Origin of the sequence: Streptomyces sp. NPDC005931 (assembly GCF_042871235.1) — a bacterium.
Classification (GTDB): Bacteria; Actinomycetota; Actinomycetes; order Streptomycetales; family Streptomycetaceae; genus Streptomyces.
Genome location: NZ_JBIAIG010000012.1, coordinates 134,718 through 158,342, shown reverse-complemented (window position 1 = coordinate 158,342; position 23,625 = coordinate 134,718). Strand labels below are relative to the sequence as shown.

The following is a 23,625-nucleotide window of genomic DNA, read 5'->3' as shown; positions in this document are numbered from 1 at the left end:
CCCTCTGAATAGAACTAGTCAACACGTCGGTGTGTCGGCGCGGGCGCGCGGCGGGTGTTTGGCTGGACCCATGGCGGGACGCATGGACGCACAGCGGGAGCGGGCCGAGGGACCGGAGGGCGCGGTGGAGGAGGACCACGGACGGGCCGGACGGCGGGACGACGCGGTGCGGGCGGCCGTGGAGCAGGGGCTGCTGGGGCCGGACAGCCCCCTGGTGGCACTGCTCGACGTCGTCGGCATCCGGGAGTCGGCGGCGGAGCTGCGCGCGGCGTTCGAGGCGGTGACGGCACCCGGCACACCGGTGCTGCACGCCTTTGCGGTCAAGGCGACCCCGCTGGTGCCGGTGCTGCGGCTGCTGCACCAGGAGGGCGTCGGCGCGGAGGTGGCGAGCCCGGGCGAGCTCGCGCTGGCGCGGGCCGCGGGGGTGCCGCCGGAGCGGACGGTGCTGGACTCGCCCGCCAAGACCGTGGACGAACTGCGGCAGGCGCTGGCACTGGGCGTCGCCGTCAACGCGGACAACCCGCAGGAGCTGGCGCGCATCGACGCGCTGACGCGTTCCGCCGCGCCCCGCTCCCCCGTCGGCATCCGGGTGAACCCCCAGGTCGGCGGCGGCTCCATCGAGGCGCTGTCCACGGCGACGACGACCTCCAAGTTCGGGGTGGCGCTGCGGGACGAGGGGGCCCGGGAGTGGGTCGTACGGGCGTTCCTGGACCGCCCGTGGCTGACCCGGCTGCACGCGCACACCGGCTCCCAGGGCATCGCGCTGCCGCTGATGGCGCGGGGTGTGGCGGAGACGTACGCGCTGGCGGAGGAGATCAACCGGCGCGCCGGGCGGCGGCAGGTCGACACGATCGACATCGGGGGCGGGCTGCCGGTGAACTTCGCCTCCGACGTGACGAGCCCGACGTACGCGCAGTACGCACGCCTGCTGGGCGAGGTGGTGCCGGGGCTGTTCGACGGGCGGTACGGGCTGGTCACCGAGTTCGGGCGGTCCCTGCTGGCGAAGCACGGCACGCTGGTCGCACGCGTGGAGTACGCCAAGAGCGCCGGCGGGCGTCCGGTCGCGCTCACGCACGCGGGTGTGCAGGTGGCGACGCGGACGGTGTACGTGCCGGGGGCGTGGCCGCTGCGGATCGCCGCGTACGACGTCAAGGGGAGGCCCAAGGAGGGCCCGGCGGTGGTGCAGGACGTCGCCGGTCCGGCGTGTTTCGCGGGGGACCTGCTGGCGCGGGGCCAGGCGCTGCCGTTGCTGGAGCAGGGGGACTACGCGGCGGCGCTGGACACGGGGGCGTACTACTTCGCCCACCACTACGCGTACAACTCGCTCCCCCGCCCCGGTGTGTACGGCTTCACCCCGGACGGGACGGGCGCCGTCGCCTTCGCGGTGGTGCGCCCGCCTCAGACGATCGAGGAGATCGTCGCCGAGTCCGGCGGCCCCCAGGCCGACGCGCTGACGCCGCGCCCGGCGCGCGAGGGGCGCCGGTAGCGCGGGGCGGCGCCGGGCGGGCACGTGTCCAGAGCGGGGCGAACGCGCCCGCCCCGCGCACACGTCCCGCGTCGCCACGCCCCCTCGGACCTCCGTGCTCACCCGCGGACCCGGGAAGGCTCACGCCGTCGGGACACGACTCGGGCCCGGCCGCAGGGAACGCCGGTGCCGCGCGCCGCTGCAGCCGGTCCCGGTCCCGTACCGGGCCCCGGAGGCCGCCCTCAGACGAGGGCCGGGGTCCGGCGGCGGGCGCCGCCCGGGGCCGCGTCGCCGGCGGCGATGCCCGTCGTGCGGTAGCCCTTGACCGCCTTGCCGGAGGGGTGGCCCGCGCCCCTGCCCAGCCAGTCGACACGGACCCACAGCAGGACCTCGTCGGCCCGCTCCAGGCGCCCGATCCACGCCGCCTTCAGCCACAGCCCGGCCCCGCACCCGGCGAGCAGCAGACCGCCCGCGGCGGGGGCGGCGAAGGCGCTGCCGAGGGCGGCGAGGAAGGCGAGCAGCAGCCACCAGCGGTGCCCGCGGCGCCAGTTGCGCACGCTCACCGCGCGGTCCTGGAGCACGTCGTGCCGGCCCGCCCGGGCCGCGGCGCGGGCCAGGGCCCGGTACCGGCCCCGCCGCACGTACACCACCACGGCCATCGCCACGAGAAACAGCGCCGCCCCGGCCTGCACACCGATCCGGCGGCCCGTCAGTCCGGGCACCAGGGCCCCGGTGGCCGCCGCCAGTACCCCGAGCCACCACAGTGGAGCGGCCCCGGCCCGTACGACGACGGCCACCCGGGCCAGCCCCTGTCCTCCGCGCGTCACGTTCAGCCTCCCGTCTCGCATCTCGCGTCAGCGTTCGGACGATGTCTTGGCACAGGCACGCTAGCGGGGCAAGGTGAGACGAGTCTGAGAATCGGCGCCCGGCGCGAAAGCCCGTGCGGGCACTGCCGGAAGAGCGCTGCCGTGACGGCCCGGAGCACGCCGTGACGGCGCGAGGAGCGCCGTGACGGCCCGAGGTCACTCGCCGAGGAGCACTGCCCCTCCCCGTGGGAGCGAGCCGCCGTCACTCCACGAACAGGCCGCGGGCCGCCGCCTTGGCGTCGAACTCCTCCAGGCGCGCCTGCGCGTCGGGCAGGTCGTCGCACATCGCCTCCAGCAGCACCCGCCCCAGCAGCATCGGCGCGCACGCGGTGTCGAAGGCGAGCCCCGTGCCGACGGCGGCGGGCAGCAGCAGGTCGGACACCTTGGCGACCGGCGCGAAGGCGGAGTCGGCGACGGTGACCACGGTGAGCCCCGTCTCCCGGGCGTGGGCGAGGGCGTCGACGACTTCGCGGGGGTGCCGGGGCAGCGCGAAGCACAGCAAGGCGCTCGCCCCGGCCCGGGCGGCGCCGTCGATGCGGTCGTGGAGCATCGTGCCGCCCTCGTTGAGCAGCCGTACGTCCGGGTGGACCTTGGCGGCGAAGTAGGCGAAGCCGTGCGCCTGGGCCGCCGCCGCCCGCAGGCCGAGGACGGGCAGGGGGCGGCTGGCGGCGAGGGTCCGCCCCGCCCGCCGCACCGGCTCCGGATCGGCGAGTGCCTCGGCCAGGTGCCGCAGGTTCTCGATCTCGGCCTCGACGGCCTGCTGGTACTCGTTGTACGAGCCGGTCTCCGCCGCCGGTTCGACGGGCGCGACCTCGCGCAGGTGCCGACGCAGCGCGGGGTAGCCGTCGAAGCCGAGGGCGACGGCGAACCGGGTCACCGAGGGCTGGCTGACCCCGGCCAGCTCGGCCAGCTCCACGCTGGACAGGAAGGGCACATCGGCGGCCCGGCGCACCATGCTGTGCGCGATGCGCCGCTGGGTCGGTGTCAGCCGATGCCCCTCGAAGAGCGCCTGCAGGCGCGCGGCAGGGCTGTCGGTGACGCTCATGACGGGCTCCCCCTCGACCTATTCACACACCGCGACTCCTGCATGCCGTTATACAGGCGAACCGGTGCGCCGCACGACCTCGGTTGCCCCGCCCCGCCCTTCCCGCCCCGGACCCCGGTGGGCCCGACGCCCGAGAGGGGGCCAACCCCAGTGCGACCGGCCCGGCCCCTGCCTCGCGTGGGCGGCATGACCGGAATGGACGCGCGGGGCGTCGACCTGAAGAAGAAGGAACTCGACGCCACCCTGCGGGCACGCACGGAACTGGGCGAGGAGTACGAGTCCGCGCTGGTCGACTCGTTCCTGGAGAAGGTCGACCAGCGCATCGAGGGCGCGGTGGACCGGCGGGTGCGCCGGCAGCTCGCCGAGCAGCGGATGACGGTGGCCCGGGACACCCGGTCGCCGAGGGCCACCGACAGCTGGGGCGAGCGCTACGGCTTCGGCATCGTCTCCCTGGTCCTCGCGGTGCCGCTGTCGGAGATCGGCGGGGGCGTGGCCCACTTCCCGGGCCTGCTGGCCGCGTGGCTGGGCATCGTCGGCGTCAACGTCGTCCAGGCCGTCCGCACCACCCCAGGGCTCCGCGGCGGGCCCCCCGCGGGCCCCCCCCCCCCCCCCCCGCGGGGCCCCCCCCCCCCCCCCCCCCGCGGGGCGGGGGGGCCCCCCCCCCCCCCGGGGGCCCGGGGGGGGGCCCCGGGCGCCCCCCCGCGGACGACACCTGGGAGGACTGAGCGCCCGCCCGCCGAGACGGCTGTGCGCGGGGACCGCCGCACCCCCGTTGCCGGGGGGCGGGACGACGGCGGTCCCCGCGAGGGACGCGGGCCGGTCGAGCCGGGCTGCGCGTCCGAGGCGCCGGTGGAGGTCCGGGAGCCGCTCCGGAGGTCCGTGACGCCGTTCACCGCCGGCCCGGGCGGGGAACCCTCCCCCGGCTCAACGCCTGGGAGGTACCTCCGCCGCCCCTGCCGACACCCCTCACTCTGCCGGACGGGTGTTAAGCGAGTGCTGCGCGGACGTGACACGCTCGTACCACTTCCGCGAAGTCCCAAGGATCATCCGAGGCCCGATCCCCGCGCCTTCACCGGCAGTTCAGCGGTGGTTTCCCGGACGGTCCGTCACTTCGCGCCCTTGGCCAGGAAGGACAGCAGGTCCTGCCGGCTGACGACACCGGTCGGCTTGCCCTCGACCAGGACGATCGCCGCGTCCGCCTTGCCCAGCACGGCCATCAGGTCGGCCACGGGCTCACCGGAGCCGACCTGCGGCAGCGGCGCCGACATGTGCTTCTCCAGCGGGTCGTCGAGCGAGGCGCTCCTGCTGAACAGCGCGTCCAGCAGCTCGCGTTCCACCACGGAGCCGACGACCTCGGCGGCCATCACGTCCGGGTGGCCGGCGCCCGGCTTGACGACCGGCATCTGCGAGACGCCGTACTCGCGCAGCACCTCGATGGCCTGGCCGACGGTCTCGTCGGGGTGCATGTGGACCAGGGAGGGCATGGTGCCGCCCGCCTTGTCGTCCAGGACGTCGCCGACGCGGGCGCTGGGGCCCTCGTCCTCGAGGAAGCCGTAGTCGGCCATCCACTCGTCGTTGAAGATCTTGCTGAGGTAGCCGCGTCCGCTGTCCGGCAGCAGCACGACCACCACGTCGTCCTCGGTCAGCCGCTCGGCGACCCGCAGCGCGGCCACGACCGCCATGCCGCAGGAGCCGCCGACCAGCAGCCCCTCCTCCTTGGCCAGGCGGCGGGTCATCTGGAAGGAGTCCTTGTCGGACACGGCGACGATCTCGTCCGCGACGGTGCGGTCGTAGGCGGTCGGCCAGAAGTCCTCGCCGACACCCTCCACCAGGTACGGCCGTCCGGAGCCGCCGGAGTAGACCGAGCCCTCGGGGTCGGCGCCCACGACCTGGACGCGGCCCTCGCTGACCTCCTTGAGGTAGCGCCCGGTGCCGGAGATGGTGCCGCCGGTGCCGACGCCGGCCACGAAGTGGGTGATCCGGCCCTCGGTCTGCTCCCACAGCTCGGGGCCGGTGGAGTGGTAGTGGGAGAGGGGGTTGTTCGGGTTGGAGTACTGGTCGGGCTTCCAGGCCCCCGGCGTCTCACGGACCAGCCGGTCGGAGACGTTGTAGTAGGAGTCGGGGTGCTCGGGCGCGACGGCGGTCGGGCAGACGACGACCTCGGCGCCGTAGGCCCGCAGTACGTTGATCTTGTCCGTGGACACCTTGTCCGGGCACACGAAGATGCACTTGTAGCCCTTCTGCTGGGCCACGATGGCGAGTCCGACACCCGTGTTGCCGCTGGTCGGCTCCACGATGGTGCCGGCCGGCTCGAGCTCCCCGCTCTGCTCCGCCGCCTCGATCATGCGCAGGGCGATGCGGTCCTTCACGGAACCGCCGGGGTTGAAGTACTCCACCTTGGCCAGGACCGTCGCCCTGATGCCCTTGGTCACGCTGTTGAGCCGCACCAGCGGGGTGTTGCCGACGAGGCTGATCATCGAGTCGTGGAATTGCACCGTTGTCTCCGGATGCTGCAAAAGATGTGGTCGTAGTGGTTCCGCCAGCCTAGGCCCTCCGCGGTGAAGCCCGGCCGGGTCGTTCACTCCCTGTTGAGATTGGGCGACCGTCCGTACGGGGCAAGCACTGGGTGTACGGCTTCGAGGAGGTGGCGGCGAGGCATGACGAGCATGTCGAGGGCGAGGGTGGCCCGGCGGATCGCGGCCGGCGCGGCGTACGGCGGCGGGGGCATCGGGCTGGCCGGTGCGGCTGCCGTCGGCCTGTTGCTGGCCCAGGCCCGGCTGGCGCGGCGTCGGGTGGTCAATGGCACCACTCCTCACGTACCCCGGCCGGACGGCCTCTACGGTGCCGCCTACGCGGTTCCCGGGGAGCCGGCGCTGCGGCTGACGATGCTGGGCGACTCCACGGCCGCCGGGCAGGGCGTCCACCGGTCCGGGCAGACGCCCGGCGCGCTGCTGGCCTCGGGGGTCGCGGCGATCGCGGAGCGCCCCGTCCGGCTGCGCACGGTCGCGGTGCCCGGGGCGCGCTCCGACGACCTGGACCGGCAGGTGACGCAGGCGCTGGCGGACCCGGCGCTGGTGCCCGACATCTGCGTGATCATGGTGGGCGCGAACGACGTCACCCACCGCATGCCGCCCACCCGCTCGGTGCGGTACCTGTCCTCGGCGGTGCGGCGGCTGCGTACCGCCGGTGCGGAGGTGGTCGTGGGCACCTGCCCCGACCTGGGCACCATCGAGCCGGTCCGGCAGCCGCTGCGCTGGCTGGCCCGGCGCGCGTCGCGGCAGCTGGCGGCGGCCCAGACGATCGGCGTGGTCGAGCAGGGCGGACGCACGGTGTCGCTGGGGGACCTGCTGGGCCCCGAGTTCGCCGCGAACCCGCGCGAGCTGTTCGGCCCCGACAGCTACCACCCCTCGGCGGAGGGGTACGCGACGGCCGCGATGGCGGTGCTGCCGACGGTGTGCGCCGCGCTGGGCCTGTGGCCGGACGAGGAGCGCCCGGACGCCTCCCGCCGCGAGGGCTTCCTCCCGGTGGCGCGTGCGGCGGCCGAGGCCGCCTCGGAGGCCGGTACGGAGGTCACCGCCGCCCTGCCCACGGGCCCTCGCGGCCCCTGGGCCCTCCTCAAGCGCCGCCGGCGCCGCCGCGTACCGGAGCCCGACCCGGCTCCGGCCACGACGTCCCTGGACGGCTCGGGCCCCTAGCCGGTCCCGGGGGCCGCCGACCGTCCCGGGGCGCCACCGGACGCGGCACCCTGGATTCAGGGATACATGCACCGCAGTGGGGACACACGGACCCTCGGACCTTCAGCGGGCACCACGGACCCCGGCGGGAACATCCGTTGCCGCCGCACGACCCCAACCCCAAGCAAGCGCTTAGACAGTTGCGGTCCATGTCACACCGCGCCACCCGTGACCCCGCCACTACGTGCAGGTAACTTCCCAAGCACCAACCACCCGGTATGCCCGCCCGTCATCCGACCACCACTTGAACGAGGCGCTACGCGCCACCCCTTTCCTCTCCTGGAGCCGTGATGCCAGAAGCCGTGATCGTCTCAGCCGCCCGCTCCCCCATCGGCCGCGCCTTCAAGGGCTCGCTGAAGGACCTGCGCCCCGACGACCTGGCCGCCACCATCGTCCAGGCGGCCCTCGCCAAGGTTCCCGAGCTGGACCCCAGGGACATCGACGACCTGATGCTCGGCTGCGGTCTCCCCGGCGGCGAGCAGGGCAACAACCTCGGCCGCGTCGTCGCCGTGCAGATGGGGATGGACCACCTGCCCGGCTGCACCATCACCCGCTACTGCTCGTCCTCCCTCCAGACCTCCCGCATGGCGCTGCACGCCATCAAGGCCGGCGAGGGCGACGTCTTCATCTCGGCCGGTGTCGAGACGGTCTCCCGCTTCGTCAAGGGCAACTCCGACAGCCTCCCGGACACGCGCAACCCGCTGTTCGCCGAGGCCGAGGCCCGCACGGCCGCCGTCGCCGAGCAGGAGGGCACCACCTGGCACGACCCGCGCGAGGACGGCCTGCTGCCCGACCCGTACATCGCGATGGGCCAGACCGCCGAGAACCTGGCCCGCCTCAAGGGCGTCACCCGCCAGGACATGGACGAGTTCGGCGTCCGCTCGCAGAACCTCGCCGAGGAGGCCATCAAGAACGGCTTCTGGGAGCGCGAGATCACCCCGGTGACGCTGCCCGACGGCACCGTGATCTCCAAGGACGACGGCCCCCGCCCCGGCGTCACCCTGGAGGGCGTGGCGGGCCTCAAGCCGGTCTTCCGCCCCGACGGCATGGTCACCGCCGGCAACTGCTGCCCGCTCAACGACGGCGCCGCCGCGCTCGTCATCATGAGCGACACCAAGGCCCGCGAGCTCGGCCTCACCCCGCTGGCCCGGATCGTCTCCACCGGCGTCTCCGGCCTGTCCCCGGAGATCATGGGCCTCGGCCCGGTCGAGGCGTCCCGGCAGGCGCTGCGCCGCGCCGGCCTGACCATCGACGACATCGACCTGGTGGAGATCAACGAGGCGTTCGCCGCCCAGGTGATCCCCTCCTACCGCGACCTCGGCATCCCGCTGGAGAAGCTGAACGTCAACGGCGGCGCGATCGCCGTCGGCCACCCCTTCGGCATGACCGGCGCCCGCATCACCACCACGCTGATCAACTCCCTCCAGTTCCACGACAAGCAGTTCGGTCTGGAGACGATGTGCGTCGGCGGCGGCCAGGGCATGGCGATGGTCATCGAGCGTCTGAGCTGATCCGCGCCGCTGGGTGACCGTCGCGGCACCCTGCGTGGACATCGGGCCCGGAACCCCAAAACCGCGGGGGTTCCGGGCCTTTCTGTGATCCAATCTCCCCCAGGATGTGACCTATCTCCCTTGCCGCAGGGATCCACGCAGGTCAGAGCCATAGCACCAGGAGCCCCGCATCCTAGTCCCTGTCCGTTTCGTGACGTTACGCACTGACAGATGGTTAGTCCGCCCTTCAAGCTGATGTAGGAAGTCGGGGGTCGACTTTGAACCGGGAGTACGTCAGTGAGCGCCATGCCGATCGCCCTGCTGATCACCACGGCCGCCACCGGCGCCGTGGGCGTCGCGGTCCTGCGCAGCATCATGGTGCTGCGCCGCCAGGTCGCGGCCCTGCACACCGAGCTGGCCGAGAGCCGCGCCGCCGCCACGCGCGGGCTCCTGCCCTCCGCCCGCACCGCCGGCGCCGACGAGATACGCGCCGCGGTGACCGAGGCGCTGGCCGAGGAGCGCGAGCGTGAGCTCGCCGAGGCGCGGGCCTTCTGGGCCGCCCAGGAGGCCCGTGACGCCTCCGACGCGCCGTCCCTGCTGGGTCTGCCGGACAGCGAGCTGTTCCTGCCCCGGCAGGCCGATTTCGCCGGTCTGGAGCCGGTCACCGAGTCGGGCGCCGACGCCGAGGAGCACGCGGCGGACTCCGCCGAGCTGGCCGCGGCCCGCCGCAGGCACCCCTCGCACCCCGATTTCGTGCCGAACCCCGCGCCGTCCGTGAACGACCACGAGCGCACCGTGACCACGCTGGAGGAGCTGGCCGCCTCCCGGGTGGAGCTGACCGACGTCCGCCCCGGTCCGCTGGGCACGCTGGACGTCTACGTCTTCGCCGACGGCACCACGCTGTGCATGACACCCGGGCACCGCGAGACCGCGGAGCGCCTGGCCGCGGCGGTGCGCGCGGGCGAGACCCCGTACCTGCTCGGCGGCTCCGGCATCTCGGGGGCGTACACCCTGACCTTCTCCTGCGGCGAGGACAACGTCTACATCCTGGCGGACCGCGTCATCGCGTCCTTCTAGCCGGTCCCGCCCCCTCCACGCGCCGGGTTCCTACACCCCGGCGCGCTTCTGTGCCTCCTCCACCAACCGGACGGCCTCCTCGACCTCGTCCGCGTCGCGCAGGACGAGTGCCAGGTCGTTCCCCGCGACGGTGATCTGGTCGGCGGCGGCGAACATCCCGGCGTCCGGCATCTCGCGCGGTTCGGTGCCCGGCTCCTCGACGAGCTGCGCCCGCCGTGCCAGTTCCCTGGCCAGGGCGAGTGCCTCGGCGGCCGCGCCCCGTTGCAGCCGACTCTGCGGCGCGGCCCGCAGGCGGTCGGCGAAATGGTCCACGGCACGGGTGAGAGGCGTCGTATCCAGCACGCCGCGAGCGTACGCGGCGCGGCACGACTGTTGCCAACGGGCGAACGCTCAGGCACGGTGACCTGAAGGACCGGCTTACATCCCATGCGTCCGGAGGCGCCGATGTCCCAAGTCTTCTCCGCGGAGACCCACCGCAACATGCTCGCCCGCATCCCCCATTGCACCGGTCGTGACATCTCCGACTGGCTGCGCACCGTCGAGGACGGCCCGGCCCTCTTCCGATTCGAGGAAAAGGTCAGCTGGCTCCGTCACGAGCACAACCTGGCGTACGGCCACGCCAAGGCGATCATCCACGAGTACGACCTGAGGAGGGCGGCGCGCAAACTGCTCTAGGCGCGCACTTCCGGTACGTCCCGACGACGGTGACGTCTCCGCCTGCGGCGTCGATGGCAGCGTCCTCGCGACACGGCGAAGGGCCCCGGGGGAGCCCGGGGCCCTTCTGTGTGACCGGTGGTGGGACCGCTAGTCGTTGCTGTTGAGGATCGAGATGATCCGCAGGAACTCCATGTAGATCCACACCAGCGTCAGGGTCAGGCCGAAGGCCGCGAGCCAGGCCTCCTCACGCGGGGCACCGTAGGCGATGCCGTCCTCGACCTGCTTGAAGTCCAGGGCGAGGAAGCAGGCACCGAGGATGATGCCGACGACGCCGAAGAAGACGCCGAGCGGACCGCTGCGGAAGCCGAGGCCGTCACCGCCGCCGAACACCGCGAACAGCAGGTTCACGGCCATGAGCAGAATGAAGCCGAGCGCCGCCGCCATCACGAAGCCGTAGAAGCGGCGGTTGACGCGGATCCAGCCCGCCTTGTAGGCGACCAGCACACCGGCGAAGACCGCCATGGTGCCGAGCACGGCCTGCATGGCCGCACCGTCGGCGATGCGGTTGTCGACGATGCTGGAGACCACGCCGAGGAAGACACCCTCGAACGCGGCGTACGCCAGGATCAGCGCGGGCGAGGCCTTGCGCTTGAAGGACTGCACGAACGCCAGGACCATGCCGATCAGCGCGGCGCCGATGCCGATGCCGTAGGACCGGCTGATGTTGGCGTCGTCGACCGGCAGCAGCGCCCAGGAGAGCGCGGCCGTGAGGACGAGCACGCCGAGCGTGGTCGCCGTGCGCATGATGACGTCGTCGATCGTCATCCGGCCGGCGGCGGCCGGCGCCTGCGGCGGCGCGCCGTGCTGCAGGTCCTGCTGGGCGTAAGGGTTCTGCGCGTACGGGTTCTGCGCGTAGGGGTTGCCCGTCGGCTGGGCGTACGGGTTGCCCTGCGTGGCGACAGCGGGACCCCCGGCCTGCGGCGCGGTGTTGAAGCCCGCGTAGCCGTTGTCGCGGCTGAACCCCCGTCGCGAGAAGACCGGGTTTCTGCTCCTCATTTCACTCCTCCATGGCCACACAGCGTGGCCTTGGCTCAAGAGTAATAGGTAGGCAAAGGATTGACCCTATTGCTTGGAGAGGATCTTTCCCTCGTTGTGCTGCGCAACACGCTACGCGTCCGGCTCATTCCCCCCACCGGAGGGGGCCGAACCATGACCGACCTGGGACCTGGCCGGAACCGGGCGGAGACCGTCCCCTTACGCCGACCTCACGCACCCGGCTCCGGTGACCGTCGGCGGATTCGAAAGTGCGTTCGAGACCGTTCCGGGCCCTCGGCTCCGTCGGGCGGGCGGCAGTCGTTCCCGACCGCGTACGCGGGCCGTAGACGATCATGCAGTGAGGGGTGCGGTGAAGGTGCGGAGAAGAAGATCGAAAGTGCCCGGAGCCGGACTTGAACCGGCACGCCCGCGAAGGGGCAGCGAGGTTTAAGCTCGCCGTGTCTGCATTCCACCATCCGGGCAGGCCATGGGCTCCGCTTCGAGGTCCCGAGCCTATCGGGGCACCTCTCCCGACTGACGACGGGATGGCCCGATCTTGTCTTATTTTATTGGCGCCTGAGGGAGCATCAGCCCTTGGAACAGGCCGCCGGCGCGTGCCAACAGCCTTGCGCGCGGCCCTCGGTCGCGTATGCGGAATGACGGAATTTCACCGTCTGAACAAGGGCGCTCCACCCGTTCTCGTCATGACCGTCCCTCAGGGTCCCCCGTCATCCCCAGGTATGACGCCGCCGGGCGCGGTCCGACCCGAGTCGCCCCCCGGAACCGGAGCTGCGGCTGACTACACGGAGGCAAAGCGGCGGAACGATGGATCACGTCCCCGAGAACCGTCGTCCCGACAGGAGCGTCCATCCCGTGACCACCGCACCCACCGCCGACCGGACCACCGCCGTGGCCGCACGTGCCACGGACCTGTCGAAGATCTACGGCCAGGGCGAGACCCAGGTGGTCGCCCTGGACCGGGTCTCCGTCGATTTCCGGCAGGCCGAGTTCACCGCGATCATGGGCCCCTCCGGCTCCGGGAAGTCCACGCTGATGCACTGCGTGGCCGGCCTCGACACCTTCTCCTCCGGCTCCGTCCGCATCGGCGACACCGAACTGGGCTCACTGAAGGACAAGCAGCTCACGAAGCTGCGCCGGGACAAGATCGGCTTCATCTTCCAGGCGTTCAACCTGCTGCCGACACTGACCGCCCTGGAGAACATCACCCTCCCGATGGACATCGCCGGCCGCAAGCCCGACAAGCAGTGGCTCGACACCGTGATCGGGATGATCGGCCTGTCGGGGCGGCTGAGCCACCGGCCCTCCCAGCTCTCCGGCGGCCAGCAGCAGCGCGTCGCCGTGGCCCGGGCGCTGGCCTCCAAGCCCGACATCATTTTCGGTGACGAGCCGACCGGAAACCTCGACTCCCGCTCCGGCGCCGAGGTGCTCGGCTTCCTGCGCAACTCGGTGCGCGAACTGGGCCAGACGGTGGTCATGGTGACCCACGACCCGGTGGCCGCTGCCTACGCCGACCGGGTGGTGTTCCTCGCGGACGGCCGGATCGTGGACGAGATGCACGGACCGAGCGCCGACTCGGTGCTGGACCGCATGAAGCAGTTCGACGCCAGGGGCCGCACCAGCTGACGCGCCGGCCCGCACCCGGCGCCCCCCACCCTTCCCACCTCCCGTACGTCTGGACTCGAGAAGACACCCATGTTCCGTACCGCCTTGCGCAACGTGCTCGCGCACAAGGCCCGGCTCCTGATGACCGTGCTCGCCGTGATGCTCGGCGTGGCCTTCGTGTCGGGGACCCTGGTCTTCACCAACACCGTCTCCGGTGCCCTCCAGCAGCGCTCCGCCAAGGGCTTCGACCACGTCGACGTCGCCGTCACGCCCGCGTGGCAGGACGCCGAGGGCGACAAGGTCGGCAAGCGCCGGGAGCTGACCGCGGACCTCGTCGAGGACAGCGCCCGGGTGCCGGGCGCCGAGCGGGCCATCGGGGTCGTCACCGGGTTCACCGCCGTCGCCGACAAGGACGGCAAGCTGATCGGTGACGGCTTCCAGTCGCAGGGCGGCAACTACTGGGGCACCGATGACCCCAGGTATCCGCTGGTGGACGGGCACGCGCCGAAGGGCGAGGGCGAGATCCTGATCGACTCCGAGACGGCGAAGCGCACCGGTTACCGGGTCGGCGACACCGTGCGGATGTCGGTCGACGGCCCCGTCCTGGAGCCCAGGGTCGCCGGTGTCTTCACCACCGACGACGGCAATGTCGCCGCGGGCGGCAGCCTGACCCTGTTCGACACCGCGACCGCGCAGAAGCTGTTCGGCAAGGCGGGCACGTTCGACGAGATCGCCGTGAAGGCGAAGGACGGCGTCAGCGAGGCCGCGCTGCGGGCACAGCTCGACCGGGCGCTTCCCCCCGACGCCGTCGAGACCACCACCGGGCAGCAGCTCGCCGACGACCAGGCGGAGGTGATCGCCTCCTCGATGAGCGGGCTGAAGCAGGGCCTGCTGGTGTTCGCCGGGATCGCGCTGTTCGTCGGCACCTTCATCATCGCCAACACCTTCACCATGCTGGTCGCCCAGCGCACCCGCGAGCTCGCGCTGATGCGCGCCGTCGGTGCCTCCCGTCGCCAGGTCACGCGGTCGGTGCTGATCGAGGCGTTCGCGGTCGGCGCGGTCGCCGCCGTGGCCGGGCTGGTCGCCGGCATCGGCATCGGCGTCGCACTGCGCTCGCTGATGGACACGCTGGGCGCGACCGTGCCGGACGGGCCGCTGGTGGTCGGCCCGGGCACGGTCGCCACTGCGCTCGCGGTCGGCATCCTGGTCACCATGCTCGCCGCGTGGCTGCCGGGCCGCCGGGCCGCGAAGATCCCGCCGGTGGCCGCGATGAGCTCCGTGCACGCCAAGGCGACCACCAAGTCCCTGGTGCTGCGCAACACGCTCGGCGCGCTGTTCTCGGCGGCCGGCGTCGCCGTGGTCCTCGCGGCCACGACGATGGACGGCTCGGACGGCCAGGCCCCCATGGGGCTCGGCGCGGTGCTGCTGATCACCGGTGTGTTCGTCCTGACCCCGCTGCTGTCCCGCCCACTGATCGCCGCCGCGTCGCCGGTGCTGCGCGCCTTCGGCGTCTCCGGCAAGCTGGCCCGGCAGAACTCGGTGCGCAACCCGCGCCGCACCGCGGCCACCGCGTCCGCGCTGATGATCGGGCTCACCCTGATCACCGGCATGACAGTGATGGCGGGCAGCCTCCAGAAGGCCATCGACAAGATGGCGGCCGCCGCCATCGAGGCGGACTACGTGGTGTCCATGGCGAACGGCAACGCCCTGTCGCCGGACGTCGAGAAGAAGCTGAAGCGGACCGACGGCGTCACCGCGACCAGCCCGATGCGCAACGCGGTCTCCCGCATCGACGGCGAGACCGAGTACCTCACCGGCGTCGACGGCTCCACGATCGGCGAACTGACCGACTTCCCGGTCGCGCAGGGCGCCTTCGAGGTCGGCGGCACGCGGGTCGTCGCGGACGAGGACACCGCGAAGTCCCACGGCTGGAAGGCCGGATCGTCCTTCACCGTGGCCTACGAGGACGGCAGGAAGCAGAAGCTGACCGTCTCCGGCGTCTACGAGGCCAACGACATGATGAGCGGCATCATGATCGACACCGCGACGCTCGCCGCGCACGAGTCGGAGCCGTCCGACATGATGGTCATGGTGAAGACGTCCGACGGGACGTCCGACGCGGTCAAGGAATCGCTGGAGAAGGCCCTCGGCACCAACCCGGCGATCAGCGTCCAGGACAAGAAGGACATCTCCAACGAGATCGCCCAGATGTTCACCCTGATGCTGAACATGGTCTACGGCCTGCTGGCGATGGCGGTCGTCGTGGCGGTCCTCGGTGTCATCAACACCCTGGCGATGTCGGTGTTCGAGCGCTCGCAGGAGATCGGCATGCTGCGCGCGATCGGCCTGAACCGCAAGGGCGTCAAGCGGATGGTGCGCCTGGAGTCCCTGGTGATCTCGCTGTTCGGCGGCGTGCTCGGCATCGGCCTGGGCGTGTTCTTCGGCTGGGCGGCCGGTGAGCTGCTGGGCACCAGGATGGCGACGTACGAACTGGTCCTGCCCTGGGCGCGGATGGCGGTCTTCCTGCTGCTGGCCGCGACGGTGGGCGTCCTGGCGGCGCTGTGGCCGGCCCGGCGGGCGGCACGGCTGAACATGCTCCAGGCCATCAAGGCGGAGTAGCGGCCGGTCGGTTGCGCGGGTACGGCCAGGGCCGCGGGCCCCGTTCCGCCGGACGGGACGGGGCCCGCCGCCGTGCGGGCGCGAGTGGCCGGGCCGTCAGTTCCAGGTGCGGGTGCGCAGCGGGAGGCCGGACGTGCCGGAGCCATGCGTCCTCACCGCCAGGACCTGGTTGACGCCGATGCGGTGCTGTTCGAAGGCGAGCGCGGAGGCGGCCATGTACAGCCGCCAGACACGGGCGCGCCCCGGGCCGGCCAGCCGCACCGCCCGGTCCCAGTCGTCCTCCAGGTTCCCCACCCAGCGGCGCAGCGTGAGCGCGTAGTGCTCGCGGATCGACTCCACGTCCCGGACCTCGAACCCGGCCCGCTCCAGCAGGGAGACGGTGCTGCCCAGGGGGGCGAGTTCACCGTCGGGGAAGACGTAGGCGTCGATGAACGTGTCCACCCGGTACGCCGACTCGTCCCGCCGCGGGCGGCGCGCGATCTGGTGGTTCAGCAGGCGTCCGCCCGGTCCGAGCAGGCGGTGCAGGGTGGAGGCGTACTCCAGGTAGCGCTCGGCGCCCACGTGTTCGGCCATCCCGATGGAGGAGATCGCGTCGTAGGGCCCGTCGGTGACGTCCCGGTAGTCCTGTACGCGGATCTCGATCCGGTCGGTCAGGCCCTCGTCGGCGATGCGCTTGCGGGCGTAGGCCGCCTGCTCCTGGGAGAGGGTGATGCCGACGACGCGCACGCCGTGGTCGCGGGCGGCGTGGATGGCCATGGAGCCCCAGCCGCAGCCGACGTCCAGCAGCCGCCGACCGGGCTTCAGGGCGAGCTTGCGGGCCACCAGTTCGAGCTTGTCGTGCTGCGCCTGTTCGAGGGTGCCCCGCGGGGGCGGGGCGGGCCAGTAGGCACAGGAGTACACCATGGACGGGCCGAGGACGATCTCGTAGAAGTCGTTGCCGACGTCGTAGTGGTGGCTGATGGCACGCCGGTCGCTGCGTCTGGTGTGCCTGATGCGCAGGGAGGGGCGGGGGCGGCGGGCCTCCTCACGGGGCGGGGCGGGCGGCAGCGGGAGGCCGGCGAGCAGGAACAGGCCGCGGACGGCGGAGCGGAACTCCGGCTCGCGCAGGGCCTGGGCGAGGGTGCGGGCGTCCTCGCCGCGGTCCCAGACGAAGCCGGAGAGCAGGTCGAGAGCGGTGTAGAGGTCGCCGTCGACGTCGAGGTCACCGGCCACCCAGGCGCGGGCGAGGCCGAGTTCGCCCGGCTTGAACAGCAGGTGGCGCAGGGCGCGGCGGTTGTGCACGACGAGGGCGGGGGCGGCCGGGGGGCCGGCCTGGGAGCCGTCCCAGGCGTGGATGCGGAGGGGGAGCGGTGTGCCCAGCAACTGTTCGACGAGGCCCATCAGCCGCGGCGCGGCGTCTGCCATGGTGTACACCTCCATGACGGGGGAATCCCGGAATGTCCGACACCACGAAAACACCGACGGGGCGCCCGCGCAGCCCCCGACGCACAGGACGGCCGCGCGAAAACACGCCGAAGGGGCCACCCGCACCACGGATGGCGGGCGGCCCCTTCGGGCGTCGGACAGCGGGGTCAGCCGGCCTTGGCCTTCTCCCCGGCCTTCTCCTGCTGGGCGGCCGCCGGAACGGGCGCCGGCTTGGCGGCCTCGTAGAACTCCTCGCGCGGGGACTCGATGGCACCCAGCGAGACGACCTCGCGCTTGAGGAACATCGCGAGCGTCCAGTCGGCGAAGACGCGGATCTTGCGGTTCCAGGTGGGCATCGCGAGGCCGTGGTAGCCACGGTGCATGTACCAGGCGAGACGGCCCTTGAGCTTGATCTTCATCTTGCCCATGACGATCATCGCCACGCCCTTGTGCAGGCCGAGGCCCGCCACCGCGCCCTTGTTGCCGTGGCTGTACTCCTTCTGCGGGAAGCCCCGCATGCCGGAGACCACGTTGTCGCCGAGGACCCTGGCCTGGCGCAGCGCGTGCTGGGCGTTCGGCGGGCACCAGGCGTTCTCGTTGCCGGCCTTGCGGCCCACGAGGTCCGGCACCTGGGCGTTGTCGCCCGCGGCCCAGATGTAGTCGGTGCCCTTGACCTGGAGGGTGGGCTCGGTGTCGACGTGACCGCGCGGGCCGAGCGGCAGGCCGAAGCGGGCCAGCGCCGGGTTCGGCTTGACGCCGGCCGTCCAGACGATGGTGCTGGAGTCGACCTCGAGGCCGTTCTTCAGCACCACGTGGCCGTCGACGCAGGACTCCATCGAGGTGGACAGGTAGACCTCGACGCCGCGGCTCTCGAGGTGCTCCTTGCCGTACGCGCCGAGCTTGGGGCCGACCTCGGGGAGGATCTTGTCGGCGGCGTCGACCAGGATGAAGCGCATGTCCTCGCGGGACACGTTCTTGTAGTACTTGGCCGCGTCCCGGGCCATGTCCTCGACCTCGCCGATGGTCTCGGCGCCGGCGAAGCCACCGCCCACGAAGACGAAGGTGAGCGCCTTGCGCCGGATCTCCTCGTCCGTGGTGGAGTCGGCCTTGTCGAGCTGCTCGAGGACGTGGTTGCGCAGGCCGATGGCCTCCTCGATGCCCTTCATGCCGATGCCCTGCTCGGCGAGGCCGGGGATCGGGAAGGTGCGGGAGACCGCGCCCAGCGCGATCACCAGGTAGTCGAAGGGCAGCTCGTACGCCTCGCCGACCAGCGGGGAGATCGTGGCGACCTTGCGGTCCTGGTCGATGGTGGTGACCCGGCCGGTGAGGACCTCCGCCTTGGGAAGCACGCGCCGCAGCGGGACGACGACGTGACGCGGGGAGATGCTGCCGGCGGCGGCTTCGGGCAGGAAGGGCTGGTAGGTCATGTACGACCGGGGGTCGACGACCGTGACGGTCGCCTCGCCGTAACGCATCTTCTTCTGGATGCGCCGAGCTGCGTACAGGCCTACGTACCCACCGCCTACTACGAGGATCCTGGGACGCTCCGTGGTGCTCATGCCATCGAGTATCCACCTGCCGGAGGGGGGTAGCTCGTGCGCCCCTTCACAAGCTCCGGCAGCCCCTGTGTTACACTCCGCCGCTCCTGTGATCCAGGCCATGTTGCGGAGCCGGAACCAGCACACCCTACGGACCGTTGTCCATGCCGCGTGAGCTGCCTCTCTGCCGGACGGCGGGCTCGGTGAGGCCCTCGCTCGGGTCGCCGCAGCGGGTGCCCGAAGGGCCCCTATACCCCTCTTCTGAACATGTTCAAAGGGGAATTGAGCCCCCGAAAGGGTCAACGGACCCCTGTTCTTCGACCTCGCGGGCCCAATTCCTTGTGAAGAACTTCACGAACCTTCTCGACAGAGCCCCGCCCGGGGGCCGTTTCCGGCGCCCGGGCGGGGCTCAAACGTTATCCGCACTGCTCAGCAGAGTGCTACTCCTCAGTAACAAAGGAGACCGACACCACTCCCGCCGACGCCGCGACGCCGGCCCGCCGAGGCACCCGATGCCCGGGTGATGCGGGGCGTTCGGCCGCCCCCGACACGTGCAGACGGTCAGGCCAACGACCAGCCGATGCCGTCCAGGATGTCGTGTTCGCTGACCACGACCTCCTCCGCGCCGATGCGGTCCATGATCGCCAGCAGGACGAGAGCGCCCGCCCCGATCACGTCCACCCGGCCGGGATGCATGGAGGGGACCGCGGCACGCTCGGCGTGGGTGGAGCGCAGCAGCCACTCGGTGATCTCGCGGACGCGGTCCCGGGAGACGCGGGAGTGGTGGATGGCCGTCGAGTCGTACTCGGGCAGGTCCTGGGCGATCGCCGACACGGTGGTCACCGAACCGGCCAGCCCGACCAGCGTGTGCGCCTCGCGCAGCGGCACCGTCCGCTCGGCGAGGTCGAGGGACGCCTCGATGTCGGCCCGTATCGCCGCGATCTGCTCCTCGGTCGGCGGGTCCGTCACCACCCCGTCGCGCAGCAGGTGCCGCTCGGTCATCCGGACGCAGCCCACGTCGACGGAGCGGGCCGCGCGCACGTGGTCGTCGCCCAGGACGAACTCGGTCGAGCCGCCGCCGATGTCCACGACCAGGAACGGGCGCGCGAGGTCGGCGCGCCCCGTCAGTTCCTTCGTGGCCCCGGTGAAGGAGAACTCGGCCTCCTGGTCCCCCGTGATCACCTCGGGCTCCACGCCCAGGATGTCCAGCACCCCGCGCACGAACACGTCGCGGTTCCCGGCGTCGCGGGAGGCGGAGGTGGCCACGAAACGCAGGCGTCGCGCGCCGTGCTTCTCGATGATCTCCGCGTACTCCCGGCAGGCCGCGAAGGTCCGCTCCAGCGCCTCCGGCGCCAGCCGGCCCGTGCGGTCGACGCCCTGGCCGAGCCGCACGATCGTCATCCGCCGGTCCAGGTCGGTCAGTTCGCCGGTCTCGGGGTCGGCGTCGGCGACCAGGAGCCGGATCGAGTTCGTACCGCAGTCGATGGCGGCGACACGGGTCACCGTTCGTCCTCCTCGACCGGCCTGAAGGCGAAGTGCCCCGAATCCGAGGCGTCCACCTGCCGTCCCTCACCCGTGGGCGGTGTACCGGACGTCACGCACGGGCCCTTGCGCCACCACTCCGGCAGCATCGCCAGCGCCTCGTCGCCGAGGGGGTTCACGCCGGGACCGGCGGCCAGCGAGTGGGCAACCAGGACGTGCAGGCACTTCACCCGGTCCGGCATGCCGCCCGCGCTGGGGAAGTTCCTCAGTTCCTCGATCTCGTCGCGGCGCCGGATGTAGTCCTCGTGCGCGGCGCGGTAGGCGGCGGCCAGCTCGGGGTCGGCCGCCAGCCGCTCCGTCATCTCCTTCATCACGCCGTTCGCCTCCAGCGTGCCGATCGCGGAGTTGGCCCGCGGGCAGGTGAGGTAGTACAGCGTGGGGAAGGGCGTGCCGTCGGGCAGCCTCGGCGCCGTCTCCACGACGTCCGGCTGTCCGCAGGGGCAGCGGTGCGCGATCGCGCGCAGCCCGCGCGGCGGCCTGCCGAGCTGCTGCTTGAAGGCCTCGACGTCCGCGTCGGTCGGCTCGGTGCGCGGGGTCGTGGGCGGGGGCGTCTTCATGCCTTGCTTTCTATCGGTCTTCAGTGGTCGGTGGCGTCGGCGTCGGCGTCACCGGTCTGCGGCGGCGTCGGTCTTCCGGTCGGAGGCGTCGGACCTGTCGACCCCGTCCCAGATGTTCGCGTACCAGGGCCGGTCGCCCGCCCCCAGTGCGGTGCGGGACTGCTTCGCGGCGCCCGGGTCGATCACGATGTAGCCGGTCTCGCCGGGCATGACGTAGTGCAGCCGGCGGCGGATCTCCTGCTCGGCGTAGGCGTCGTCCTGCCAGCGTGCCTTGAGGTCGCGCAGTTGCTCCACCCGCTGCCGGGCCTCGTCCTGCTCCTGCTGGAGCTCGGCGATCTCGGCGCGCTGGGAGACGTACTGCCGCATGGGGTAGGCCAGGGCCACGACGAGGGAGCAGACCACCAGGGCGAGCAGCGCGGCCCGGCCGGTGAGCCGGGAGCGCCGGGCCTGGCGTTTGGTCTGCGAGCGGTAGACCCGGGCCGCGGTCTGCTCACCGATCAGCCGGATCCTGGTCGCGGTGGAGAACCGGTCCCGGTCCTTCACGGCCATGTCCCCGCCTCCCGTTCCCCTGTCCTACGCGCGTACGTCCCCGCACACGGTACGGGACCGGGTACGGGGACGTACGGACGACGCCTCCTGCGAGCCGGGTGCCCGGCCCTCGGCGTGCCTACTGGTGGGCGGAGCGGAACCGCGGGAAGGCGCTGCGGCCGGCGTACACCGCGGCGTCGTCGAGGATCTCCTCGATGCGCAGCAGCTGGTTGTACTTGGCGACGCGCTCGGAGCGGGCCGGGGCGCCGGTCTTGATCTGGCCGCAGTTGGTCGCGACGGCCAGGTCGGCGATGGTGACGTCCTCGGTCTCGCCGGAGCGGTGGGACATCATGCACTTGAAGCCGTTGCGCTGGGCCAGCTCGACGGCGTCCAGGGTCTCGGTGAGCGAGCCGATCTGGTTGACCTTGACGAGCAGCGCGTTGGCGGCGCCCTCCTCGATGCCTCGGGCCAGGCGCTCGGGGTTGGTGACGAACAGGTCGTCGCCGACGAGCTGGACCTTGTCACCGAGCTTGGCGGTGATGGTCTTCCAGCCCTCCCAGTCGTCCTCGAACAGCGGGTCCTCGATGGAGACCAGCGGGTACGCGTCGACGAGCTCGGCGTAGTACTCGGTCATCTCGGCGGCGGAGCGCTCCTTGCCCTCGAAGACGTAGGAGCCGTCCTTGTAGAACTCGGAGGCGGCGACGTCGAGGGCGAGGGCGATCTGCTCGCCGGGAGTGTAGCCGGCCTCCTTGATGGCCTCGAGGATGAGGTCGAGGGCCTCGCGGTTGGAGCCGAGGTTCGGGGCGAAGCCGCCCTCGTCGCCGAGGCCGGTGGCCAGGCCCTTGCTCTTCAGGACCTTCTTCAGGGTGTGGTAGACCTCGGCGCCCCAGCGCAGGGCCTCGGAGAAGGACTCCGCGCCGATGGGGGCGATCATGAACTCCTGGATGTCCACGTTGGAGTCGGCGTGCGAGCCGCCGTTCAGGATGTTCATCATCGGCACCGGCAGCAGGTGCGCGTTGGGGCCGCCCAGGTAGCGGAACAGCGGCAGGTCGCTGGCCTCGGAGGCGGCGTGGGCGACGGCGAGGGAGACGCCGAGGATGGCGTTGGCGCCGAGCGAGCCCTTGTTGTCGGTGGCGTCCAGGTCGAACATCGCCTGGTCGATCAGGCGCTGCTCGGTGGCGTCGTAGCCGACCAGCTCCGGGCCGATCTGCTCGATGACGGCGAGGACCGCCTTCTCGACGCCCTTGCCGAGGTAGCGGTTGGAGTCGCCGTCGCGGAGTTCGATGGCCTCGAAGGCGCCGGTGGAGGCGCCGGACGGGACGGCGGCACGACCCGTGCTGCCGTCGTCGAGGCCGACCTCGACCTCGACCGTGGGGTTGCCTCGGGAGTCCAGGATTTCCCGGGCTACGACGACGTCGATGGACGGCACGAGCATCTCCTTCTTGGATGTGACGCGGGTGAGCGGGACCGCGGTGGATCCTGCGAGTCCGAGCCTAACCGGCTCCGGGCGATCGGCCAGCGGCCGACCGTCCCGTGGACAGAACCGAGAGTAAATTGTTTCCGAACGGAACAAAGACCGTTTCCGGAAACCCATCCGAATCCGATGGGGCCCGTGACGCGAAAAGCCCCGCCCCGGCGCGTACGGGGGAACACGCGCCGGGGCGGGGAGCCCGTGGGGACGGGGCCGGGACTCGCGGTCCGGGAGGGGGACTCGCGGGCCCGGGGGCGGGACCTGCGGCCGCTTCCTTACTTCAGGTGCAGCTGCTGGCCCGGGTAGATCAGGTCGGCGTCCTCGACGATGTCGTCGTTGAGCTCGAACAGCTTGGCCCAGCCGCCCTTGACGCCCTGCTCCTTGGCGATGGTGCTGAGCGTGTCGCCCTTGACCACCTTGTACTCGCCGTCGCCCTTCTTGACCTTCTTGCCGGTCGGGGTGGTGACGGTCTTCTTGGCGGCCGGACGCTCGGTGGAGCGGGAGGCCTTCTGCTCGGTCTGGCGGGTCTCGGTGGAGCCGGTGCTCTGGCTCTGCGCGGAGCCGCCGCTCTGCGTCTGGGTGGAGGCGCCGCCGCTGTACGGGGTGCTGGACAGGTTCTTGCCGCAGACCGGCCAGGCGCCCTTGCCCTGACCCGCGAGGACCTTCTCGGCGATCGCGATCTGCTGGGCCTTGCCGGCCTGGTCGGCGGTGGCGGCGTACGCCGTGCCGCCGTACGCGGCCCAGGTGGAGGCGGAGAACTGGAGACCGCCGTAGTAGCCGTTGCCGGTGTTGATGGACCAGTTGCCGCCGGACTCGCACTGGGCGACGGCGTCCCACTCGGCGGCGGTGGCGGCGGAGGCGGTGCCGGCCGCCATCAGCGGGGCGGCGACGGCGGCGCCGGTGACGCCGACGACGGCGATGGCGCGAGTGGCCTTGGACGGACGACGGTGCTTGCCCTTGCCGGAAAACAGCAT

General features: G+C 72.0%; 19 protein-coding genes, 1 tRNA gene and 1 pseudogene. 8 read left to right on the top strand and 13 right to left on the bottom strand.

Annotated features, from left to right (window positions below):
* Positions 1-82 precede the first annotated feature (82 nt).
* The gene (locus ACFYOV_RS25685) at positions 83-1,486 is read left to right on the top strand and encodes a diaminopimelate decarboxylase (protein WP_389091252.1); all 1,404 of its coding nucleotides are present in this window, start codon (positions 83-85) and stop codon (positions 1,484-1,486) included.
* 221 nt (positions 1,487-1,707) lie between these two features.
* Here the strand turns inward: ACFYOV_RS25685 and ACFYOV_RS25680 are convergent, their stop codons facing one another.
* Positions 1,708-2,292: a hypothetical protein gene (locus tag ACFYOV_RS25680; protein WP_389091127.1), complete on the bottom strand. Its 585-nt coding sequence runs from the start codon at positions 2,290-2,292 to the stop codon at positions 1,708-1,710.
* 241 nt (positions 2,293-2,533) lie between these two features.
* Entirely contained in the window at positions 2,534-3,376 is an 843-nt protein-coding gene (locus tag ACFYOV_RS25675) for a MurR/RpiR family transcriptional regulator (protein WP_389091124.1), read from the bottom strand.
* 186 nt (positions 3,377-3,562) lie between these two features.
* Between ACFYOV_RS25675 and ACFYOV_RS25670 the strand changes: the two are divergent.
* Positions 3,563-3,958, top strand: a pseudogene (locus tag ACFYOV_RS25670) (hypothetical protein); the annotation flags it as partial.
* Between the two features lie 524 nt (positions 3,959-4,482).
* Here the strand turns inward: ACFYOV_RS25670 and ACFYOV_RS25665 are convergent.
* On the bottom strand, positions 4,483-5,871 hold the full coding sequence (locus tag ACFYOV_RS25665) for a cystathionine beta-synthase (RefSeq protein ID WP_389091122.1): 1,389 nt from the start codon (positions 5,869-5,871) through the stop codon (positions 4,483-4,485).
* A 162-nt stretch (positions 5,872-6,033) separates the two neighbouring features.
* Between ACFYOV_RS25665 and ACFYOV_RS25660 the strand changes: the two genes are divergently transcribed.
* From ACFYOV_RS25660 to ACFYOV_RS25650, 3 genes are all read left to right on the top strand, one after another.
* Positions 6,034-7,071: an SGNH/GDSL hydrolase family protein gene (locus ACFYOV_RS25660; protein WP_389091120.1), complete on the top strand. Its 1,038-nt coding sequence runs from the start codon at positions 6,034-6,036 to the stop codon at positions 7,069-7,071.
* 329 nt (positions 7,072-7,400) lie between these two features.
* Positions 7,401-8,621 carry an acetyl-CoA C-acetyltransferase gene (locus ACFYOV_RS25655; protein ID WP_389091118.1) on the top strand — a complete coding sequence of 407 codons (1,221 nt, stop codon included), beginning with the start codon at positions 7,401-7,403 and terminating at the stop codon, positions 8,619-8,621.
* Between the two features lie 276 nt (positions 8,622-8,897).
* Positions 8,898-9,677: a hypothetical protein gene (locus ACFYOV_RS25650; RefSeq protein ID WP_389091116.1), complete on the top strand. Its 780-nt coding sequence runs from the start codon at positions 8,898-8,900 to the stop codon at positions 9,675-9,677.
* 30 nt (positions 9,678-9,707) lie between these two features.
* Here ACFYOV_RS25650 and ACFYOV_RS25645 read toward each other — a convergent pair whose 3' ends face one another.
* Complete coding sequence (locus tag ACFYOV_RS25645) at positions 9,708-10,019, bottom strand: hypothetical protein (protein ID WP_389091114.1); 312 nt, start codon at positions 10,017-10,019, stop codon at positions 9,708-9,710.
* Between the two features lie 102 nt (positions 10,020-10,121).
* Between ACFYOV_RS25645 and ACFYOV_RS25640 the strand changes: the two genes are divergently transcribed.
* Entirely contained in the window at positions 10,122-10,352 is a 231-nt protein-coding gene (locus ACFYOV_RS25640; protein ID WP_389091112.1) for a DUF4287 domain-containing protein, read from the top strand.
* Between the two features lie 129 nt (positions 10,353-10,481).
* On the opposite strand, the gene ACFYOV_RS25635 is transcribed toward ACFYOV_RS25640, so the two are convergent.
* Both ACFYOV_RS25635 and ACFYOV_RS25630 read right to left on the bottom strand, forming a co-directional pair.
* On the bottom strand, positions 10,482-11,390 hold the full coding sequence (locus ACFYOV_RS25635; protein ID WP_389091109.1) for a Bax inhibitor-1/YccA family protein: 909 nt from the start codon (positions 11,388-11,390) through the stop codon (positions 10,482-10,484).
* Positions 11,391-11,767: 377 nt separating this feature from the next.
* Positions 11,768-11,851, bottom strand: a tRNA-Leu gene (locus ACFYOV_RS25630).
* A gap of 391 nt (positions 11,852-12,242) precedes the next feature.
* Between ACFYOV_RS25630 and ACFYOV_RS25625 the strand changes: the two genes are divergently transcribed.
* Positions 12,243-13,013 carry an ABC transporter ATP-binding protein gene (locus ACFYOV_RS25625; protein ID WP_389091107.1) on the top strand — a complete coding sequence of 257 codons (771 nt, stop codon included), beginning with the start codon at positions 12,243-12,245 and terminating at the stop codon, positions 13,011-13,013.
* A gap of 69 nt (positions 13,014-13,082) precedes the next feature.
* On the top strand, positions 13,083-15,611 hold the full coding sequence (locus ACFYOV_RS25620) for an ABC transporter permease (RefSeq protein WP_389091104.1): 2,529 nt from the start codon (positions 13,083-13,085) through the stop codon (positions 15,609-15,611).
* 96 nt (positions 15,612-15,707) lie between these two features.
* Here ACFYOV_RS25620 and ACFYOV_RS25615 read toward each other — a convergent pair whose 3' ends face one another.
* The 7 genes from ACFYOV_RS25615 to ACFYOV_RS25585 form a co-directional block, all read right to left on the bottom strand.
* Positions 15,708-17,015 carry a class I SAM-dependent methyltransferase gene (locus ACFYOV_RS25615; RefSeq protein ID WP_389091102.1) on the bottom strand — a complete coding sequence of 436 codons (1,308 nt, stop codon included), beginning with the start codon at positions 17,013-17,015 and terminating at the stop codon, positions 15,708-15,710.
* Between the two features lie 167 nt (positions 17,016-17,182).
* Positions 17,183-18,574 (bottom strand): NAD(P)/FAD-dependent oxidoreductase, encoded by a 1,392-nt coding sequence (locus ACFYOV_RS25610; RefSeq protein WP_389091099.1) that lies wholly within the window; start codon positions 18,572-18,574, stop codon positions 17,183-17,185.
* Between the two features lie 540 nt (positions 18,575-19,114).
* Positions 19,115-20,056, bottom strand: coding sequence for an exopolyphosphatase (locus ACFYOV_RS25605; protein ID WP_389091097.1), 942 nt, complete (start codon positions 20,054-20,056; stop codon positions 19,115-19,117).
* Positions 20,053-20,652 (bottom strand): DUF501 domain-containing protein, encoded by a 600-nt coding sequence (locus tag ACFYOV_RS25600; RefSeq protein WP_389091094.1) that lies wholly within the window; start codon positions 20,650-20,652, stop codon positions 20,053-20,055. The genes ACFYOV_RS25605 and ACFYOV_RS25600 overlap by 4 nt, the downstream gene beginning before the upstream one ends.
* 48 nt (positions 20,653-20,700) lie before the next feature.
* Complete coding sequence (locus ACFYOV_RS25595) at positions 20,701-21,201, bottom strand: septum formation initiator family protein (RefSeq protein ID WP_389091093.1); 501 nt, start codon at positions 21,199-21,201, stop codon at positions 20,701-20,703.
* A 118-nt stretch (positions 21,202-21,319) separates the two neighbouring features.
* Positions 21,320-22,609, bottom strand: coding sequence for a phosphopyruvate hydratase (eno, locus tag ACFYOV_RS25590; protein WP_389091090.1), 1,290 nt, complete (start codon positions 22,607-22,609; stop codon positions 21,320-21,322).
* Positions 22,610-22,926: 317 nt separating this feature from the next.
* Entirely contained in the window at positions 22,927-23,625 is a 699-nt protein-coding gene (locus ACFYOV_RS25585; protein WP_389091087.1) for a transglycosylase family protein, read from the bottom strand.

Excerpts from the sequence above, each read along its gene's own strand:
- ACFYOV_RS25685 (WP_389091252.1), top strand. The coding sequence starts at position 83 with ATGGACGCACAGCGGGAGCGGGCCGAGGGACCGGAGGGCGCGGTGGAG.
- ACFYOV_RS25675 (WP_389091124.1), bottom strand. The coding sequence starts at position 3,376 with ATGAGCGTCACCGACAGCCCTGCCGCGCGCCTGCAGGCGCTCTTCGAG.
- ACFYOV_RS25660 (WP_389091120.1), top strand. The coding sequence starts at position 6,034 with ATGACGAGCATGTCGAGGGCGAGGGTGGCCCGGCGGATCGCGGCCGGC.
- ACFYOV_RS25655 (WP_389091118.1), top strand. The coding sequence starts at position 7,401 with ATGCCAGAAGCCGTGATCGTCTCAGCCGCCCGCTCCCCCATCGGCCGC.
- ACFYOV_RS25640 (WP_389091112.1), top strand. The coding sequence starts at position 10,122 with ATGTCCCAAGTCTTCTCCGCGGAGACCCACCGCAACATGCTCGCCCGC.
- ACFYOV_RS25635 (WP_389091109.1), bottom strand. The coding sequence starts at position 11,390 with ATGAGGAGCAGAAACCCGGTCTTCTCGCGACGGGGGTTCAGCCGCGAC.
- ACFYOV_RS25620 (WP_389091104.1), top strand. The coding sequence starts at position 13,083 with ATGTTCCGTACCGCCTTGCGCAACGTGCTCGCGCACAAGGCCCGGCTC.
- ACFYOV_RS25615 (WP_389091102.1), bottom strand. The coding sequence starts at position 17,015 with ATGGCAGACGCCGCGCCGCGGCTGATGGGCCTCGTCGAACAGTTGCTG.
- ACFYOV_RS25610 (WP_389091099.1), bottom strand. The coding sequence starts at position 18,574 with ATGAGCACCACGGAGCGTCCCAGGATCCTCGTAGTAGGCGGTGGGTAC.
- ACFYOV_RS25600 (WP_389091094.1), bottom strand. The coding sequence starts at position 20,652 with ATGAAGACGCCCCCGCCCACGACCCCGCGCACCGAGCCGACCGACGCG.
- ACFYOV_RS25595 (WP_389091093.1), bottom strand. The coding sequence starts at position 21,201 with ATGGCCGTGAAGGACCGGGACCGGTTCTCCACCGCGACCAGGATCCGG.
- ACFYOV_RS25585 (WP_389091087.1), bottom strand. The coding sequence starts at position 23,625 with ATGCTGTTTTCCGGCAAGGGCAAGCACCGTCGTCCGTCCAAGGCCACT.